The organism is Micromonospora sp. C31 (genome assembly GCF_018070575.1).
Lineage (GTDB): Bacteria > Actinomycetota > Actinomycetes > Mycobacteriales > Micromonosporaceae > Micromonospora.
The window spans coordinates 59,052-76,495 of the sequence record NZ_JAGPXN010000002.1 but is presented as its reverse complement, the minus strand read 5'-3'; the positions used below and the strand labels follow the sequence as shown (position 1 = coordinate 76,495).

Genomic DNA, 17,444 nt, shown 5'->3' with positions numbered 1-17,444 from the left:
AAGGGCTCAGCCCATGAAGAAGGCCGGGCCGGCGGCGGGCAGGGGCGGGGCGGCGCCGATGGCGGCGGCGCGACGGGCGAACTCGCGCAGGCCGGCCACCTGGCGCTCGCCGAGGGAGAAGTCCAGCGCCCGAAAGTACGTCGCCAGCGTCGCCGCGTCGAAGGGCTCCCAGCGGGCGGCGGCCTCGGCCACCTGGTCCAGCTCCGCCAGGCACAGGTCCCGGGAGCGCAGGAACGCCTCGTGCACCTCCTTGACCAGGCCGGGGTGGGCGGCGGCGAAGTCGCGGCGTACCGCCCAGACGGCGAAGACCATCGGCAGGCCCGTCCACTCCCGCCACGCCTGCCCGAGGTCGGTGACCTCCAGCCCGCGGTTCGGCGCCTCGTAGAGGGCGCGCAGCGCGACGTCGCCGATCAGCACCCCGGCGTCGGCCTCCAGCAGCATCTGGGTCAGATCGGGCGGGCAGCGGAAGTACTCGGGGGCCACCCCGTACCGCTCGCCGAGCAGCAGCTGGGCCAGCAGCACGCCGGTCCGCGAGGTCGAGCCCAGCGCCACCTTGCCGTGGCCGAGCTCGGCCAGCGGGCGGGTGGAGACGATGTTGACGGACAGCACCGGGCCGTCGCTGCCGACCGCCAGGTCGGGCAGGAGCAGCAGCTCGTCGGCGTGCCGCAGGTACTCCACGTGGGAGATCGGGCCGATGTCCAGATCACCTGCGACCAGCGCGGCGCTGAGCCGGTCCGGGGAGTCCTTGTGCAGGTCGACGTCGATCAGGGCGCCGGAGCGCATCAGCCCCCAGTAGATCGGCAGGCAGTTCAGGAACTGGATGTGCCCGACCCGGGGGCGTGCGACGTGCTCAGCCATGCCCCGACCGTATCCCCGTCGCCGGTCGAGGGCTCAGCGGGCCGGGCGGGGAGTGGCCAACCCCGCATCCGCCGGCGGTACGCACGACGGCGCCGCCTCGTCGACGTCGAGTCGTCCGCCGGCTTCCAACCACCCGGTTGGCGTGGCCCCTCTGCCAGGTCACGCCGCCTGCGCCTTCAGCCGCTCGCGTGCGTCCCCCCGGCTCGGTGCCTGCTCCACCAGGCCCGACTTCGCCAACGCCCGGAGGTGGTAGCTGGTCGCGCTCGGCGACAGCCCGACGACCTCCGCGCACTCGGTGGCGGTCGCGCCGCCCTCCACCACGCCCAGATGTTCCATGATCGCGATTCGGGCCGGTTGAGCCAGCGCCCGCATCACCTGCGGGTCGCTGATCGTGATCCGGCGCTGTTCGGGACGCGCCTCGGTCATGCGCCCATGATTCCTGGTCGCCCGCCCGCCGTGGGCCGCCGGCCGGCCGGCACCGAGGGCTCGCCGACGGGCGGCGGCGCAACGGTCGATATCCGGTGGAGCGCCGCGCGCGCGGCGCGTAGGCTGTCAGGTCGCTTGACGGCCAGGGTGGTGACCACCGCATCGGACGTCCCGCGCCGGGGGGCGGCCCATCCGTCCGCCGGACACGCGAGCGACCGGCAGATGACCCGATGGGATCCACCGTGACCGCACTCGACCTCGACCTCGATGCCGACCTCGCCGCCGAGCGGGAGCACCTCGCCACCTCCCGGGCCGCCCTGGCCCGGATGCGGCAACGCGCCGAGGCCCTCTTCTCCACCGGCGACCAGGTGGCCGGCGACGCGTACGCGGCCGAGACGCTCGGGCGCACCCTGGCCCGCCGGGTCGCCGAACTCGCCGACGACCCCGGCACGCCGCTCTTCTTCGGCCGCCTCGACTTCGGCCCGGCGACCGGCGCCCCGCCCGCCGACGACCGGCCCGCGGACCCCGGCGACGAACCGGACGGACGGCACGCGGACCACGCCGGGCGGCGCTACCACGTCGGCCGGCGACACGTCACCGACGACCGGGGCGAACCGCTGGTGCTGGACTGGCGGGCCCCGGTCTCCCGGTCGTTCTACCGGGCCAGCGCGCGCGACCCGCAGGGCGTGGCCGTACGGCGCCGCTTCGGGTTCAGCAACGGGATGCTGACCAGCTTCGAGGACGAGCGTCTGGACCGGGGCGAGGAGCTGGGCACCACCAGCCGGATCCTGACCGCGGAGATCGAACGGCCGCGGGTCGGGCCGATGCGCGACATCGTGGCCACCATCCAGCCGGAGCAGGACGAACTGGTCCGGGCCGACCTCGCCGACTCGATCTGCGTGCAGGGCGCCCCGGGCACCGGCAAGACGGCCGTGGGCCTGCACCGGGCCGCGTACCTGCTCTATCTGCACCGGGAGCGGCTACGCCGGTCGGGTGTGCTGATCGTGGGGCCGAACCGGGCCTTCCTGTCGTACATCGCGGCGGTACTGCCGGCGCTCGGCGAGGTGGAGGTCGAACAGGCCACGGTGGAGGACCTGGTGGCCCGGGTGCCGGTGCGGGCCGTCGAAGACCCGGCGGTGGCGGCGGTCAAACACGACGCCCGGATGGCCGAGGTGCTGCGCCGGGCGGTCGACGCGCACATCGGCGAGCCGACCGAGCCGATCATGGTGTCGGACGGCTCGTTCCGCTGGCGGATCGGGCTGGACCCGCTGCACCGGCTGGTCGAGGAGACCCGCCGGGAGCGGCTGCCGTACGCCACGGGCCGCGAGCGCGTCCGGGCCCGGGTGGTGTCACTGCTGCAACGGCAGGCCGAGGCGCGACGCGCCGAGTCCCCGAGCGACGCCTGGCTGCGCCGGATGGGCAAGGCCACGCCCGTCACCGCCTTCCTCGACGCGGTCTGGCCGGCGCTCACCCCCGAAGGGCTGGTGCACGCCCTGCTCAGCGACCCGCAGCGGCTCGCCGCGGCGGCCGACGGGCTGCTCGGCGCCGAGGAGCAGGCGCGGCTGCGCGGGGTGGCCGCCCCCGACGAGACCCCCGGCCCGACGACGGCGGCGGACGCCCCGACGGCGGCGGACGCCCTGACGACGCCGGACGCCCCGACGGCGACGCCCGGCGCCACGGACCCGACGCCCGGCACCGCGCGCGCCTCGGCGCGGCGCCCCGCGCCGGCCGGCACGAAGCTCGGGCGCACGCCGAAGGCCACGAAGTGGACGGCGGCCGACGCCGTGCTGATCGACGAGGCGGCCGGGCTGATCGAGCGGCCGGGCGGCTTCGGGCACGTCGTCGTCGACGAGGCGCAGGACCTCTCGCCGATGCAGTGCCGGGTCATCGCCCGGCGCAGCGAACACGGGTCGATCACCCTCCTCGGCGACCTGGCCCAGGGCACCGCCCCGTGGGCCGCCGCCGACTGGCGGGAGTCCCTGCGCCACCTCGGCAAGCCGGACGCCGTCGTGGTGCCGCTGACGGTCGGCTTTCGGGTGCCCGCCGCCGTGGTCGCGTTCGCCAACCGGCTGCTGCCGGCGCTCGCCGTCGACGTGCCGCCCGCCGAGTCCCTGCGCCGCGACGGCGCGCTCGACGTGCGTACCGTCGACGACCTGGCCGCCGCAACGGTGGCCGAGGTGCGCGCGGCGCTGGCCTTCGACGGCTCGGTGGCGGTGATCGCCGCCGACGACGCGGTCGGCGGGCTGCGGGCGGCGCTGGACGCTGCCGGCGTCGACACCGCGACCGTCGACGAGCCGACCGCCGCGGCGCGCGTCACGGTGGTGCCCGCGACCCTGGTCAAGGGCCTGGAGTACGACCATGTCATCGTCGTCGAGCCGGCGGCGATCGTGGCCGCCGAACCGCGCGGCCTGCACCGGCTCTACGTGGTGCTCACCCGGGCGGTCTCCCGGCTCGCCGTGCTGCACGCCCAACCGCTGCCCGCGCCGCTGGGGTGACCGGCGACTTGCGCAAGGAAGGTAGACAGGTGTCCGTGGTCCCACCCGACGAGCGTCCCGTGATCCTCGCCCGCGCCGAGGCGGTCAGCCGACGCTACGGCGACGTGCTCGCCCTCGACCGGGTCGACCTGGAGGTCTCCGCCGGCGAGCTGGTCGGCCTGCTCGGCCCGAACGGCGCCGGCAAGAGCACCCTGCTCAACCTGCTCGTCGGGCTGCGCCGGCCCACCGCCGGCCGGGTCGAGCTGTTCGGCGGCGACCCGCGCGACCCGGCGAGCCGCCAGCGGATCGGGGTCACCCCGCAGGAGACGGGCCTGCCCGGCACGCTGCGGGTCGCCGAGGTGGTGGACTTCGTCGCCGCCCACCACCCCGACCCGGTCCCCCGGGGCGAGCTGCTCGACCGCTTCGGCCTGGGCGAGCTGGCCCGGCGGCAGACCGGCGGCCTCTCCGGCGGGCAGCGCCGCCGGCTCGCGGTGGCGCTCGCCTTCGTCGGCCGCCCCCGGCTGGTGCTGCTCGACGAGCCCACCACCGGCCTGGACGTGGCGGCCCGGCACACCCTGTGGGAGGCGATCCGGGCGTTCCACGACGACGGCGGCACCGTGCTGCTGAGCAGCCACTACCTGGAGGAGGTCGAGGCGCTGGCCCGGCGGGTGGTGGTCATCGGGCACGGCCGCGTGCTGGCCGACGACACGGTCGACGCGATCCGGGGGATCGTCGGCGTACGCCGGGTCAGCCTGGTCGCCGACGAGTTGCCCGCGCTGCCCGGCGTGGTCCGCACCGAGCGGATCGACGGCCGTACCCACCTGCTCACCACCGACGCCGACGAACTGGTGCGGGCCCTGGTCACCGCGGGGGTGGCGTTCACCGACCTGGAGGTCCGCCCCACCTCGCTGGAGGAGGCGTTCCTCGCCATCACCGCGACCGACGCGGCGCCGGGCGCCGGAGCCGGCCGTCCGACGACCGCGGTGGCCGACCCGCCGACCACCGCCTGAGAGACGGATCCGCCATGCGCCTCGCCCTGGTCCACGCCCGCTACCAGCTCCTGGAGACGGTCCGCATCCCGATCGCCGTCGTCGGCAGCGCCTTCTTCCCGGCCGTCGCGATGCTCTTCTTCGTGGTGCCGTTCGCCGGGAACGACCCGGTCGGCGCCACGTACGCCACCGCCGCGATGGTCACGTTCGCGGTGATGAGCGCGAACATCTTCCAGTACGGGGTCGGGGTGGCCGAGGACCGCGACCAGCCCTGGAACCCGTACACCCGGACCCTGCCGGCCGGCCCCGCGCCGCGCTTCGCCGGCCGGGTGCTGGCCGGGCTGGCCCTCACCTACCTCTCCCTGATTCCGGTGGTGGTGATCGGGGCGACGCTCACCGAGGCACGCGTCAGCGCACCGGCGTTCCTGCTGGCCCTGGCGACCGTCGCGGTGATCTCGGTGCCGTTCACGCTGCTGGGGCTCGCCATCGGCTACTCGATGCCGAGCAAGGCGGCGATCGTGGTGGCGCAGGTCGTCTTCTTCCCGCTCGCCTTCGGGGGCGGCCTGCTCTCCGCACCGGACCAGGCGCCCGGGTTCGTCGAGGTCGTCGCGCCGTTCCTGCCGACCCGGGGCGCGGTGGAGCTGATGTGGGCGACCACCGGCGACTACCCGGTCAACCCGCTGTCGATGGTCATGCTCGGGGTCTGGGTGGTGCTGCTGGCGGTGGTGGCCGGGTGGGCGTACCGGCGCGACGAGGGCCGACGCTTCAGCTGACGATTCGTCCGATCCGCCCCGTGGTGCGGCGGGTCGGTGCCACGATTCCGGCAGGGGCGTGCCGGCGTGGCCGTCCCCCGCCGAGAGGGGTCGACGTGAGCACCGTCCCGCCGGGCACACCCTGCTGGGCCGACCTCGCCACCCCGGGCCTCGCCGAGGCGCGGCGGTTCTACCCCGAACTGTTCGGCTGGACCGGCCGGATCGATCCGGAGCCCGAGGCGGGCGGCTACACGTTCTTCCTGCTCGACGGGCGGGCCGTGGCGGGCGCGGGTCCGCCGGCCGTCCCCGACCAGGTGCCGATCTGGTCGACCTACCTGGCGACCGACGACGCGGACCTGGTGGCCGGCCGGGTCGAGCGGGCCGGCGGGCAGGTCGTGGTGCCCCCGTTCGAGGTCTTCGACCAGGGACGGATGGCGGTCTTCGCCGACCCCGCCGGGGCGGCGTTCAGCGTCTGGCAGCCGATGGCGATGCCCGGGGCCGAGGTCTTCGACACCCCGGGGGCGCTCACCTGGACCGAGCTGGTCACCCCCGATCCGGAGGGGGCGAAGGTCTTCTACGAGCTGGTCTTCGGCTGGCACCCGGACGACCGGCGGGCGGGCCCGCTCACGTACACCGGCTGGCGGCTCGGCACCCGGATCGTGGCCGGCATGGTGCCGCCGCTCGGTGACGGGTTCCCCGCCGAGACGCCCGCGTACTGGTCGGTGTACTTCGCCGTGGCCGACGCCGACGCGGCCGCCGCCCGCGCCGCCGAACTCGGCGGCACCATCCTCGTCCCGCCCCGGACCGCCCCGGCGGGCCGCTACGCCGCCCTGCGCGACCCCCACGGCGCCCTCTTCAACGTCCTCACCCGCCCCACCCCCACGCCTCGTTGATCATGAAGTTGTTGCGGCGACACGCCGAGCGGAGCGACAACAACTTCATGATCAACGAGGTGGGGGAGGTGGGTGGGGGCGGACGGGGACCACCAGGGGGCCCCGGGCGCCGGGGATGACGCGGACGGTGGCGCGGTACCAGGTGGCGAGGAGCTGCTCGGTGAGCACCTCGCGGGGCGTGCCGGCGGCCACCACCCGCCCGTCGGCCAGCAGCACCATGCGGTCGGCGTACTCGCCGGCGATGGAGAGGTCGTGCATGGTGGCGAGCACGGTCAGGCCGTGCTCCCGGCGCAACCGGTCGACCAGCTCCAGCACCTCCTGCTGGTGGCCGATGTCCAGCGCGCTGATCGGCTCGTCCAGCAGCAGCAGGGTCGCGCCCTGGGCCAGCGCGCGGGCCAGGAAGACCCGCTGCCGCTCGCCGCCGGACAGGGTGGCCAGCTCCCGGTCGTGGAAGCCGGCCAGGTCCAGCCCGTCGAGCACCTCGTACGCGGCGGCCAGGTCGGCGGCGGACTCCCGGCCCAGCGGCGCGATGTAGGGGGTGCGGCCCAGCAGCACGTAGTCGAACACCGACATGCCGGCCGGCACGACCGGGGACTGGGCCACCGTGGCGACCACCCGGGCGCGGTCGCGGCGGCGCAGCGCCTCGCTGGGCGTACCGAAGAGGGAGACGGCGCCCGGCGCGGGCAGCAGGCCGCCGACGGCGCGCAGCAGGGTCGACTTCCCGGCGCCGTTCGGACCGATCACGGTGACCCACTCGCCCGGGGCGACCGTCAGGTCGACGCCGGCCAGGATCGGCGTGCCGTCCAGGCGCACGTGCAGGTCGCGCACCTCGACGGCGGGGACGCCCGACCGGTCGCCCCCGGTCACCGGCCGCGCAGCCCGCGCCCGGTCCCCGCCGTCGGCCGGCTGCGTGGCCGGCCCCCGTGCCGCGCTCACCCGAGCGCCCGGCGGGAGGTACGCAGCACCAGGACGAAGAACGGGCCGCCGAGCAGCGCGGTGACCACGCCGATCGGGATCTCCGACGGGGCGGCGGCGGTACGGGCCACCACGTCGGTCAGGGCCAGGAAGGCGCCGCCGAAGAGCAGCGACAGCGGCAGGACCACCCGGTAGCTCGACCCGGCGAGCAGCCGGACGGTGTGCGGCACGATGATCCCGACGAAGCCGATCAGGCCGGACGCGGAGACGGCGGCGGCGGTGCCGAGCGAGGCGGCGGCGATGAGCAGGTAGCGGGACCGCTGCGGGTGCAGCCCGAGGCTCGCGGCCTCGTCGTCGCCGACGGAGAGCACGTCCAGCTCCCGCCGGTGCAGCAGCACCACCAGGGCGGTGAGCAGGAAGTACGGGAGCACCAGCCGCACGTCGTGCCAGCCGGCGGTGGCGAGCCGCCCGAGCAGCCAGGAGTAGACCTGCTGGATGCTGTCGGAGTTGCGTTGCAGCAGGTAGGTCTGCCCGGCCGAGAAGAACGCGGAGACGGCCACCCCGGCGAGGATCAGCGTGGCGGTGGAGCGGGCGCGTCCCCCGGAGGCGCCCAGCAGGTAGGTCATCGCCACGGCGCCGATCGCGCCGACGAAGGCGGCCAGCGGGATGGTCAGCGGCAGCCCGGTCAGCGCCCCGCCCGTCCCGGCCCCGAGGGTGATCACGGCCGTGACGGCGAGCCCGGCCCCGGCCGCCACCCCGAGCAGGTACGGGTCGGCCAGCGGGTTGCGGAACACGCCCTGGTAGCAGCCACCGGCCAGGGCCAGCAGCCCACCGACCAGCAGCCCGAGCACCACCCGGGGCAGCCGCAGCTCGGTGACGATGGCGATCTCGCGCTCGGTCAGCCCGCTGTCGAGGCGTACGCCGGGGACGAGGTTGAGCAGTTCGGCCGCGACGCTGCCCGGCGGCAGGCTGACCGGGCCGAGGGACACCCCGGCGACCAGCGCGACCAGCACCGCGGCGATGCCGGCGACCAGCCAGCGGGGCCGCAGTCCGGCGGGCCGGGACGCGGGCAGCGTCCCGGCCCGCCGGGCGGGCGGTGCCGTCACGACGGGACGGCTCACGGACGGGCGCGGGTCACGCGGGGACCTTGGCGGTCGCGTCGACGATCACGCGGAGCAGCTCCACGACGCGGGGTCCCCAGCGGGAGGCCACGTCGTCGTCGAGGGCGACGATCTGGTTGTTCTTGACGGCGGTGACGCCGGCCCAGCCGCCGCGCGCCTTGACCGTCTCCGCGCTCTGCTGGCAGCACTTGGTGTCGGCGAGGAAGACGAAGTCCGGGTTGGCCTTGACGATGACCTCCTGGGAGAGCTGCGGGTAGCCGCCCTGCTTGCCGTCGGCGTCGGACGCGTCGGCGATGTTCTCCAGGCCCACCATCGTGTAGAGCGAGCCGATGAAGGTCTTGCTGGTGGCCGTGTAGAGCTCGGGGCCCAGCTCGTGGAAGTAGGTCAGCTTCTCGGAGCGCTTCGGCAGGTCGGCGACGAGCTTGGCGATGTCGTCCTTCATCCGCTTGGTCACGTCGGCGGCCTCGGCGGAGTGGCCGGTGAGGGTGCCCAGGTCGGTGATCTGCCGGTACGAGTCGTCGAGCGTGGTCGCCGCCGGGGTGAGGTAGACCGGGATCTTCAGCGTGGTGAGCTGCTCGACGATCTTGTTGCGGTCGTCCGAGAGCACCACCAGGTCGGGGCTCTTTCCGGCGATCGCCTCGGCGTTCGGCGTGAAGCCGGAGAGGTCGCTCTTCGGCACGTCGGCCGGGAAGTTCGAGTTGTCGTCGACGGCGGTGACCTGCTTGCCGGCGCCGATGGCGAAGAGCATCTCGGTGGCCGTCGGTGACAGCGAGACGATCTTCTCGGGGCGCTTCTCCAGCGTCACCGAGCCGACGGTGGCCGGGAAGGCGGCGCCGGCCGAGCTGGCGCCGGCCGCGGGAGTGTCGTCGGAGCTCTTCTCGGCGCAGGCGCCGAGGGCGAGCGCGGCCACCGCGAGGGTCGCGGCGAAGAGCCGGGGGGTACGTCTGAGCACGGGTCCTCCTGTCGGTCGAGGAGCGTGGTGCTTCGCCGACAGGGAGCGGTGGCGCCCGTCCGCGAGGCGCCCTTCCTCGAGAGCGCGTGTCGCGACCACGGACGCAGGCGACCTGGCTCGTCCCCGCCGTGGCCCGGCGCTCGGCCGGGATGGCGGGGACATCACAGTTGCGGGACAGCGCCGGATTCGCACCGGCTTCGCTGCTCGTGGTCGGTAGAACCGTAGCGCACGCCCCGGACGTGCCTCGTCGATCCAGGGCGCATCGGCGCTCGTTGATCATCAACGGCAGCGATATGCCCTGGATCGACGTCTACTGGGCGGTGATGGGGCCCCGCCGGGGGGCGGGACGGGACCCCACCGGAATCAGGAACTCGTGATGGTGACGTTGTCCACAGCCGCCTCGACCAGGCTCGCGCCCGAGGCGTCCGCCGCCTCTACGAGGATCCGCACCGACTGGCCGGCGTACGGGGTGAGGTTGGCGTTGGACACCGCCCAGGCACCGTTGCGGTTGGTGGCCGCCCCGGACTGGGTGAACAGGGTCGTGGTGCCGCCGTTGTGCACCACGCTCACCCGCAGGTAGTCGGCCGACGAGGCGTTCGAGCCGTGGGCCAGGTACCAGGCGAGGGAGAGGGTCAACGTGCCGCTCGACGGCAGGGTCACCGCCGGCGACCGGGCGCTGGTCACGCCGCCGTCGATGTCGTAGGCACCGGCTCCCGTGCCGGCCAGCCGGCCGGTGACGAGGTCGTTGCTGCCGGCGTACGGGGTGAGCTGCTTCGCCCCGCTGGAGTTGGTCGCCTGGGCGGCGCCCCGCTCCCACGCCCCGACGGTCGCGGTGTCGGTGCCGTTCGGGTTGATGGTCCAGCCGGTGGCGGTCTCGAAGGTGTCCGACCAGACCGTGGTACCGCCGCCACCGCCGCAGTACTGCGCCTGCTTGCCGATGGCCCGGTACGGGCAGTCGGCGTACTCGCTGAACAGCAGGACCGCCTCCCGGTTCCGCGAGGTCTGGGCGGGGATCACCTCGTCGGGCGGGTAGAAGCCGCCGCCGCCGGCCGAGCCGGGGTACATCTCGAAGGTGTACGCCCAGATGCCGTGCTGGCCCCACATCCAGTCGATGCTGTCCCCGTCGGTGACGTAGAGGTCGCTGGACTGCTGCGGGGTGTAGCCGTTGGTGTTCGCCATCTGCTGGCCCAGCGTGGCGAAGGTGTTGTACTGGTCGGCGGTCATCCCCGGCGCGGTGTTGTTGTACGTGTAGCCGAACGGCCAGAGCACCAGCTCCGAGTACGTGTGGAAGTCGATGTTGGCCTTGATCTGCTGGGTGCCGCCGACGACCCGGCTGTTGACGAAGTTCCGCAGCGCCTGCGTCTCCGGCGCGGAGAACGCCGACGGACCCCGGTAGGTGTCCGACGAGGTCGAGCCGGACGAGCCGCCGCAGCAGCCCCACTGGTAGGACCAGTTGCGGTTCAGGTCGGTGCCGACGTACGACGAGCCGCTGTTCGGCTGCCGGTTCTTGCGCCAGGAGCGGTAGGAGCCGGTGGCGATGTCGTACTCGCTGCCGTCCGGGTTGACCGTGGGCACGATCCAGATCTCCCGGGTGTTCACGACGTTGGTGACCCGGGAGTCGCTGCCGTAGCTGTCGGTGAAGAGGTTGAGCAGGTAGATCGCCATCTCGACGGTCAGGTGCTCACGGGCGTGCTGCTGCGAGTTGAACAGGATCTCCGGCTCGTTCTCGTCGGTGGCGACGTTGTCGGAGATCTTCACCGCCATCAGGTCCCGGCCCTCGTACGAGGAGCCGATGCTGATCTTCCGGGCGATCGTGGGGTGGTCGGCGACCACCTTGTTCACCACGGCGGTCAGCTCGGCGTAGTCGTGGTAGTTGGAGTCGGCGGGCGGGAAGGCGGCCGCGCCGACGTCCCCCTCGGCGTGGCTGTGGCCGTGGTCGTCGGCCGACGGGGCGGGGACCGCCTCCAGCCGGAAGCCGAGCCGGGTGATCGCCGCCGCCTCGGCCGGGGTGGCCGAGACGTTCAGCACGCCGTGCTCGACGAAGTCGATGGCGGCGCCGGTGCCGGCGACGGCGGTGCGGTCGTCGACCGTACGCGGGCCGAGCACCCGGTAGGAGGCCGTCGGTGAGTCGGCCCGGTCCGGGGCCGGCCGGGCGGTGGCCGGCGCGGCGGCAACCGAGAGCAGGGCGAACCCGGCTGCTACGGCGACCGCCAGGCGGCGTCGGAGGGCGGTGTTGCGGAGGGCCATGGACAACCTCCTCGGGGGGCGGGAGGAGATCCCGCTCGGTGGAGGACACTCCACCACCGCCCGCATGGTCATATCAACATCCATCGCTGGTCAGTTCCATGCCATCCTGATCGTCATGTCGGCAATGATTTTCCAACTGTCGACCTCTGGCGAAAGTTCCCTCCAAGCGGGACACTGACCCGCAACGATCCGTCCGTCCCTGCGGAGGACCCATGGCCAGAACACACCTGCGCACGGCCGCCCTCGCGGCCGCCACCGCGCTCACCCTTCTCGGCACCGCGGCACCCGCCGTCGCCGCCGGACCCGTCGCGGCCCCGTCGACCAGTCGACCGGTGGTCCACGACGAACAGATCACCTTCCAGGACTGGTCGCGCTACCCCGAGTGGCGTCGCGGCACCCACGCCGGCACCCGGGCCGTGCCCGGCCTCCGGCCGGGTGTGACGCTGGCCCGACCGCTCGGCACCACCGACTACACCGACCCGCACACCGGCGTGACCAGGAGCTGGGAGTACGGCACCTGGACCTCCCCGGTCACCCGGATCGGTTTCGACGCCACCGAACTGATCGCCTCGTGGAACGCGGACACCCCGGCCGGCACCTGGATCCAGGTGGAGATGCAGGGCACGTACAACACCGGCGACCAGACCAAGTGGTACGTGATGGGGCGGTGGGCCTCCGGCGACGCCGACATCAAGCGGACCAGCGTCAACCGGCAGGGCGACCCCTGGTCGACCATCTGGACCGACACGTTCAGCATCGACGACGCCTCCGCCGGGGTGCTGCTGCGGGCGTACCAGCTGCGGCTGACCCTCTACAAGGCCCCGGGCCAGCGCGCCGCGCCGGTCGTCCGGACGGTGGGCGCGATGAGCTCCAACGTGCCCGACCGGTTCACCGTCGAGCCGAGCGCCGGCGGCATCGCCTGGGGCCGCGAACTCGCCGTGCCCCGCTACTCGCAGAACATCCACGCCGGCCACTACCCCGAGTACGACGGCGGCGGCCAGGCCTGGTGCTCCCCCACCTCCACCACGATGGTGCTCGAGTACTGGGGTCGCAAGGCGTCCGAGGAGGACACCTCCTGGGTCGACCCGACCTACCCGGACCCGACGGTCAACCATGCCGCCCGGATGGTCTACGACTACCAGTACGACGGGGCCGGCAACTGGCCCTTCAACACCGCGTACGCGGCCAGCTTCCCGGGCCTCGAGGCGCGGGTCACCAGGCTGCACTCACTGGACGAGGTGGAGCGCTTCATCCGCGCCGGGATCCCGGTCGTGACCAGCCAGTCCTTCCTCGCCAGCGAGCTGGACGGGGCGAACTACGGCACCTCGGGCCACCTGTTCGTGGTGGTCGGCTTCACCGCCGACGGCGACGTGATCGTCAACGACCCGGCCTCGTCGAGCAACGAGGCGGTGCGCAACGTCTACAAGCGTGAGCAGTTCGAGCAGATCTGGCTGCGCACGAAGCGGACCAACGCCAGCGGCGGGGTGTCCGGCGGCTCCGGCGGCGTCGTCTACCTGATCAAGCCCAAGCTGCTGCCGTGGCCGAAGGTCGCCGGCTCCACCAACTGGTGATCGGTCGCCGGCTCCACGACTGGGTGATCGGTTGACGCGGGGCCCGGCACGGTCGACGACGACCGCGCCGGGCCCTGCCGTCGTGCGCCCTCCACACAGTCGCCCCCGGCCGCCGCCCCCGGCCGCGCCGCGCCCGGGGCGACGGCATGATCGTCGGCAGTTCGGCAGCGGCCGTCCCGGCGGGTCGAGTCGCTCGGCCGTCAGCGTTCCGCTGGACGGGCGCCACCCGGCTGCTCGTCGCCGTCGGGCTCGTCCTCGCCGGCGAGGGCGGAGCGGAGGCGCTCCTTCTCGGCGCGGCGGCGCTCGGCGGCAGTGGCCATCTCCTCGGCCATCTCGTCCCGCCAGCCCTTGAGCAGGAAGAACGACAGGGCGGCCGAGAAGGCCAGCGCCACCATCAGCTTGATGAAGATGTTCATCTCGACCAGCCAGAGGGCCGCCAGTACGGCGACGAACAGCCCGATCCGGCCCAGCGTGTACTTGACCGCCGCGCTCACGTTCCGCACTCCGTTCTCCGCCACCGGGGTTCCCGGCGGCAGGTTCAGCCCGTCCGGCGGGCCAGCCAGTGGACGCCGTGGAACCACACCACCGCGTACCCGAGGGTGAAGGTCGCCGCTCCCAGCCCACCGGAGAGCAGCGGCGGGAGACCGGCGGCGAGACCGGCCACCACCAGCCCGGCGACCACCCCCACCGCGGCGGCCGCCAGCGCCGCCACCACCCGCGCCGCACCGAACTCCCAGGCGCGGAAGTCGTCCCAGAACAGCCAGGCCGGCAGGATGATCGCCAGCCAGCCGTTGGCGCGCCCGAAGTCGCCGGCGCCGATCAGCGCGAACGCCCAGTCGAACAACACGACCGCCAGCACGCCGATGACCAGGCCGGCCAGGCTCACCCCGAGCAGGTCGCCCAGGGTGAGGACACGCCCCTCGGCGTCGCGCCGGGGGAACCCGCTCCGCTGCTCGGTCATGGCCTCAGAGGGTACGTGCCGGCTCAGGCCCAGACCTGCTGCGGCTCGGCGCGGCGCTCGGCCAGGGACGGAGCGGCGTCGTACTCGCGGACCACCTCGTAGCGGGTGTTGCGCTCCACGGGGCGGAAGCCGGCGTCCCAGATCAGGTGCAGCAGGTCGTCCCGGTGCATCGTGTTCGGGGTGCCGTACGAGTCGGCGTCGTGGGTGATCTTGTATTCGACGACCGAGCCGTCCAGGTCGTCGACGCCGAAGTTGAGCGAGAGCTGGGCGACCGACAGCCCGTGCATGACCCAGAAGCACTTCACGTGCGGGACGTTGTCGAAGAGCAGCCGCGAGACCGCGAAGGTCTTCAACGACTCGGCCGGCGAGGCCATCGTCGTGCGGGCCTGGATCCGGTTACGGATCTTGCCGTCCGCCGAGTCGACGAAGTCGTGCTGGTAGCGCAGCGGGATGAAGACCATGAAGCCGCCGGTCTCGTCCTGGAGCTCACGCAGCCGCAGCACGTGGTCGACCCGGTGCCGGGGCTCCTCGACGTGGCCGTAGAGCATGGTCGACGGGGTCTTCATGCCCTTGGTGTGCGCCAGCCGGTGGATCCGCGACCAGTCCTCCCAGTGGCAGGCGTGGTCGACGATGTGCTGGCGGACCTCCCAGTCGAAGATCTCCGCGCCGCCGCCGGTCAGCGACTCCAGGCCGGCGTCCATCAGCTCGTCGAGGATCTCGTCGGCGCCCAGGCCGCTGATCTTCTCGAACCACTGCACCTCGGTCGCGGTGAACGCCTTGAGCTTGACGTTCGGCAGCGCCGCCTTGAGCTCCCGCAGCACCTTCGGGTAGTAGCGCCACGGCAGGGTCGGGTGCAGGCCGTTGACGATGTGCAGCTCGGTGAGCTGCTCGTCCTCCATCTCCTTGGCCTTGCGGACCGCCTCGTCGATGCGCATCGTGTAGGCGTCCTTCTCGCCCGGCTTACGCTGGAACGAGCAGTATGCGCAGGAGGCGGAGCAGACGTTGGTCAGGTTGAGGTGCCGGTTGACGTTGAACATCACCCGGTCGCCGTTGAGCTCGGTGCGCCGGTGGTGCGCCAGCCGGCCCAGCCACGCGAGGTCGTCGCTGTCGTAGAGGGCGACCCCGTCCTCGCGGGTCAGCCGCTCGCCGGCGTACACCTTCGCTTCGAGCTCACGCTTGAGTCCGGCGTCCATCGAAAGCCACGTCCCTTCCACCTGCGGTAGGAATCGAGCGTACGTCGGCCCGCCGACGCCGCCGCAGCATGGTCGGACCCCGTGCGCCGGCTCACCGAACTCTCAGCCTCCTGTTACCTGCCGACGCATCGACATCGTTGCCTGGGTGCGGTAAGACAGGGTGGGACGTTCGCCACACGCTGGTAGCGTCCCCACGGCCGCGCCCACCGGCGCGGCCATTCACGCCGGACGGGGAGCGGAATGGTCGACAGCGGGCGCGGGCGACGGCAGCGACGACGGAGTCCGGTGATCTCGCCGGTGCTGCGCCCGGCGCTCTGGTCCGCCCTGCTCGGCGCCGTCGCGGCCACCGTCCTCGCCAACCCGGTCATGGCCGACCCGTCGCTGCCCACCAGCGTCCCCGACACCGGTTCCCGGCCGTCCTACACCGGCCAGCTCCAGCTGCCCGGCGGCGTGCCCGTCCCGGGCCTGCCGGGCGGCGTCCCCGGGCTGCCGGGCGGCGTCCCCGGGCTGCCGGGCGGCGTTCCCGGCGTGCCGGGCGGCGTCCCCGGCCTGCCGGGCGCGGTGCCCGGCGTGCCGGCCGGCAACGTCGGCAACGGCCCCCTCGCCGCCCAGATCTACGCCGCCGAGGCCCAGGTCGGGCAGCTCCGTGACCAACTGCTCTCGCTCCAGCAGAAGCGCACCGAGGCCGAGACGCAGCGCGCCACCGCCGAGCGCAACCTCGCACTCGCCCGCGACGCGGTGGCCCGCGCCCAGGAGGGTGCCGACGCCGCCGCCGCGGGCGCCTTCAAGGCGGCCGCCGCCCTCCCGCCCGGCGAGTTCGCCAACGACCTGCACGACCTGAGCCGGCTGTCCCGGATCATCCGGGGCCAGAAGGCCGAGGGCGGCACCACCGCCGCCGAGGGCGAGGTGTCCCGGGCCCGCACCGGCGAGCAGGCCGCCAGCCAGGCGATGGTTTCGGCGCAGTCCCGCCACGCGGGAGCCAGGGCGGACTACGCCGCCGGCGAGAAGGCCCTGCGCGAGGCCGAGAAGAAGCTGGACAAGCTGAAGCGGGACAACGCCGCACAGCTCATCGAGATCGAGCGCCAGCAGGAGGCCGCCGAGCAGCGCCTCGGCGCCGGCTACCTGGGCAACGAGACCGCCAATGGCCTGGCCGCCCACCCGAAGGCGCTGAAGGCCCTGGCGTACGCCAGGGCGCAGCTCGGCGATCCCTACCTGTGGGCCGCCGAGGGGCCGGACCGCTTCGACTGCTCCGGCCTCATCTACGCCGCCTACCGGTCGGCGGGCTACTACGGGCTGCCCCGGGTCTCCCGGGACCAGTACTACGCCACCCGGTCGCGCACCGTGACCCGTACCGCGCTGCTCCCCGGTGACCTGCTCTTCTTCGCCTCCGGCACCAGCTGGACGACGATCCACCACATGGGCATGTACGTCGGCGGCGGCAAGATGATCCATGCGCCGACCACCGGCGACGTGGTCAAGATCTCCACCGTGCGCTGGTCCCGCCTCTACGCCGCCACCCGGGTCGTCGGGGCGGTGCCCGCACCGGCCAACACCCCTTCGCCCACGCCGACGCCCAGCAAGCCGCCCACGCCGAAGCCGACGCCGAGCAAGCCGCCGGCCAGCCCGAAGCCCACCTCGCCGTCGCCGACCCCGTCGACCTCGACGTCGCCGTCGCCGTCGCCCACCGGCTCCCCCTCGCCCACGGCCACGCCCAGCACGTCGGCGTCGCCTTCGGCATCGGTGTCGGCGTCGCCTTCGGCATCGGCGTCGGCGTCGCCTTCGGCATCGGCGTCGGCGTCGGCGTCGGCGTCGGCGTCGGCCAGCAGCTCGGCGACCTCCTCGCCGAGCGCCTCGACCGGTTCGCCCAGCGCCTCGACCGGCAGTGTGGCGCCGACCACGGCGCAGAGCAGTTCCGATCCGGCGGGCAGCGCCTCGGCCACCGCCTCGGCGGGCACCGGTAGCTGACCCTGGCCCTCGCCTGGGCCGTTCGACCGGACCGGCCAGCCGCCGACCGGGACGGACCGTCACCGCCTTGGAACGCGCTCCGGCTGTGCCGCCGGGCCGGAATGTGGCACGGTGACAGTCAGGCACG

Annotated in this window: 15 protein-coding genes, 1 pseudogene and 1 riboswitch; of the genes and pseudogenes, 7 read left to right on the top strand and 9 right to left on the bottom strand. The window is 73.6% G+C overall.

Going from position 1 to position 17,444, the window contains the following annotated elements; translation table 11 throughout:
• Positions 1 to 6 precede the first annotated feature (6 nt).
• Both KBX06_RS05190 and KBX06_RS05185 read right to left on the bottom strand, forming a co-directional pair.
• Positions 7 to 858 (bottom strand): menaquinone biosynthetic enzyme MqnA/MqnD family protein, encoded by an 852-nt coding sequence (locus KBX06_RS05190; RefSeq protein ID WP_210833037.1) that lies wholly within the window; start codon positions 856 to 858, stop codon positions 7 to 9.
• A 177-nt stretch (positions 859 to 1,035) separates the two neighbouring features.
• A pseudogene (locus tag KBX06_RS05185) lies at positions 1,036 to 1,284 on the bottom strand (ArsR/SmtB family transcription factor); the annotation flags it as partial.
• A gap of 242 nt (positions 1,285 to 1,526) precedes the next feature.
• Between KBX06_RS05185 and KBX06_RS05180 the strand changes: the two are divergent.
• The 4 genes from KBX06_RS05180 (at position 1,527) to KBX06_RS05165 (ending at position 6,392) form a co-directional block, all read left to right on the top strand.
• Positions 1,527 to 3,779, top strand: coding sequence for an AAA family ATPase (locus KBX06_RS05180; RefSeq protein ID WP_374225574.1), 2,253 nt, complete (start codon positions 1,527 to 1,529; stop codon positions 3,777 to 3,779).
• A 59-nt stretch (positions 3,780 to 3,838) separates the two neighbouring features.
• The gene (locus KBX06_RS05175; protein WP_307854461.1) at positions 3,839 to 4,768 is read left to right on the top strand and encodes an ABC transporter ATP-binding protein; all 930 of its coding nucleotides are present in this window, start codon (positions 3,839 to 3,841) and stop codon (positions 4,766 to 4,768) included.
• A gap of 14 nt (positions 4,769 to 4,782) precedes the next feature.
• Positions 4,783 to 5,520: an ABC transporter permease gene (locus KBX06_RS05170; protein WP_210833035.1), complete on the top strand. Its 738-nt coding sequence runs from the start codon at positions 4,783 to 4,785 to the stop codon at positions 5,518 to 5,520.
• Between the two features lie 95 nt (positions 5,521 to 5,615).
• Complete coding sequence (locus tag KBX06_RS05165) at positions 5,616 to 6,392, top strand: VOC family protein (RefSeq protein ID WP_210833034.1); 777 nt, start codon at positions 5,616 to 5,618, stop codon at positions 6,390 to 6,392.
• A 51-nt stretch (positions 6,393 to 6,443) separates the two neighbouring features.
• Here the strand turns inward: KBX06_RS05165 and KBX06_RS05160 are convergent, their stop codons facing one another.
• The 4 genes from KBX06_RS05160 to KBX06_RS05145 form a co-directional block, all read right to left on the bottom strand.
• Positions 6,444 to 7,259 carry an ABC transporter ATP-binding protein gene (locus KBX06_RS05160; RefSeq protein ID WP_210833303.1) on the bottom strand — a complete coding sequence of 272 codons (816 nt, stop codon included), beginning with the start codon at positions 7,257 to 7,259 and terminating at the stop codon, positions 6,444 to 6,446.
• Positions 7,260 to 7,324: 65 nt separating this feature from the next.
• Positions 7,325 to 8,428: a FecCD family ABC transporter permease gene (locus tag KBX06_RS05155; RefSeq protein WP_374225573.1), complete on the bottom strand. Its 1,104-nt coding sequence runs from the start codon at positions 8,426 to 8,428 to the stop codon at positions 7,325 to 7,327.
• Positions 8,429 to 8,441: 13 nt separating this feature from the next.
• Complete coding sequence (locus KBX06_RS05150; RefSeq protein WP_210833032.1) at positions 8,442 to 9,380, bottom strand: ABC transporter substrate-binding protein; 939 nt, start codon at positions 9,378 to 9,380, stop codon at positions 8,442 to 8,444.
• Positions 9,381 to 9,491: 111 nt separating this feature from the next.
• A riboswitch (cobalamin riboswitch) is annotated at positions 9,492 to 9,576 on the bottom strand.
• A 167-nt stretch (positions 9,577 to 9,743) separates the two neighbouring features.
• Positions 9,744 to 11,627 carry a M14 family zinc carboxypeptidase gene (locus KBX06_RS05145; RefSeq protein ID WP_210833031.1) on the bottom strand — a complete coding sequence of 628 codons (1,884 nt, stop codon included), beginning with the start codon at positions 11,625 to 11,627 and terminating at the stop codon, positions 9,744 to 9,746.
• Here KBX06_RS05145 and KBX06_RS05140 point away from each other — a divergent pair.
• Both KBX06_RS05140 and KBX06_RS05135 read left to right on the top strand, forming a co-directional pair.
• Complete coding sequence (locus KBX06_RS05140; protein ID WP_210833030.1) at positions 11,626 to 11,805, top strand: hypothetical protein; 180 nt, start codon at positions 11,626 to 11,628, stop codon at positions 11,803 to 11,805. The two genes, KBX06_RS05145 and KBX06_RS05140, sit on opposite strands and share 2 nt — an antisense overlap.
• A 34-nt stretch (positions 11,806 to 11,839) precedes the next feature.
• Positions 11,840 to 13,198 (top strand): C39 family peptidase, encoded by a 1,359-nt coding sequence (locus KBX06_RS05135; protein ID WP_210833029.1) that lies wholly within the window; start codon positions 11,840 to 11,842, stop codon positions 13,196 to 13,198.
• 200 nt (positions 13,199 to 13,398) lie between these two features.
• Here the strand turns inward: KBX06_RS05135 and KBX06_RS05130 are convergent, their stop codons facing one another.
• The 3 genes from KBX06_RS05130 to mqnE are packed head-to-tail and all read right to left on the bottom strand — an operon-like array spanning position 13,399 to position 15,352.
• Positions 13,399 to 13,692 (bottom strand): DUF4229 domain-containing protein, encoded by a 294-nt coding sequence (locus KBX06_RS05130; protein WP_210833028.1) that lies wholly within the window; start codon positions 13,690 to 13,692, stop codon positions 13,399 to 13,401.
• 44 nt (positions 13,693 to 13,736) lie between these two features.
• Positions 13,737 to 14,159, bottom strand: a complete 423-nt coding sequence (locus KBX06_RS05125) for a hypothetical protein (RefSeq protein ID WP_210833027.1) — start codon at positions 14,157 to 14,159, stop codon at positions 13,737 to 13,739.
• 23 nt (positions 14,160 to 14,182) lie between these two features.
• The gene (gene mqnE / locus KBX06_RS05120; protein WP_210833026.1) at positions 14,183 to 15,352 is read right to left on the bottom strand and encodes an aminofutalosine synthase MqnE; all 1,170 of its coding nucleotides are present in this window, start codon (positions 15,350 to 15,352) and stop codon (positions 14,183 to 14,185) included.
• Between the two features lie 240 nt (positions 15,353 to 15,592).
• Between mqnE and KBX06_RS05115 the strand changes: the two genes are divergently transcribed.
• Positions 15,593 to 17,317 (top strand): C40 family peptidase, encoded by a 1,725-nt coding sequence (locus KBX06_RS05115; protein WP_210833025.1) that lies wholly within the window; start codon positions 15,593 to 15,595, stop codon positions 17,315 to 17,317.
• Positions 17,318 to 17,444 lie beyond the last annotated feature (127 nt).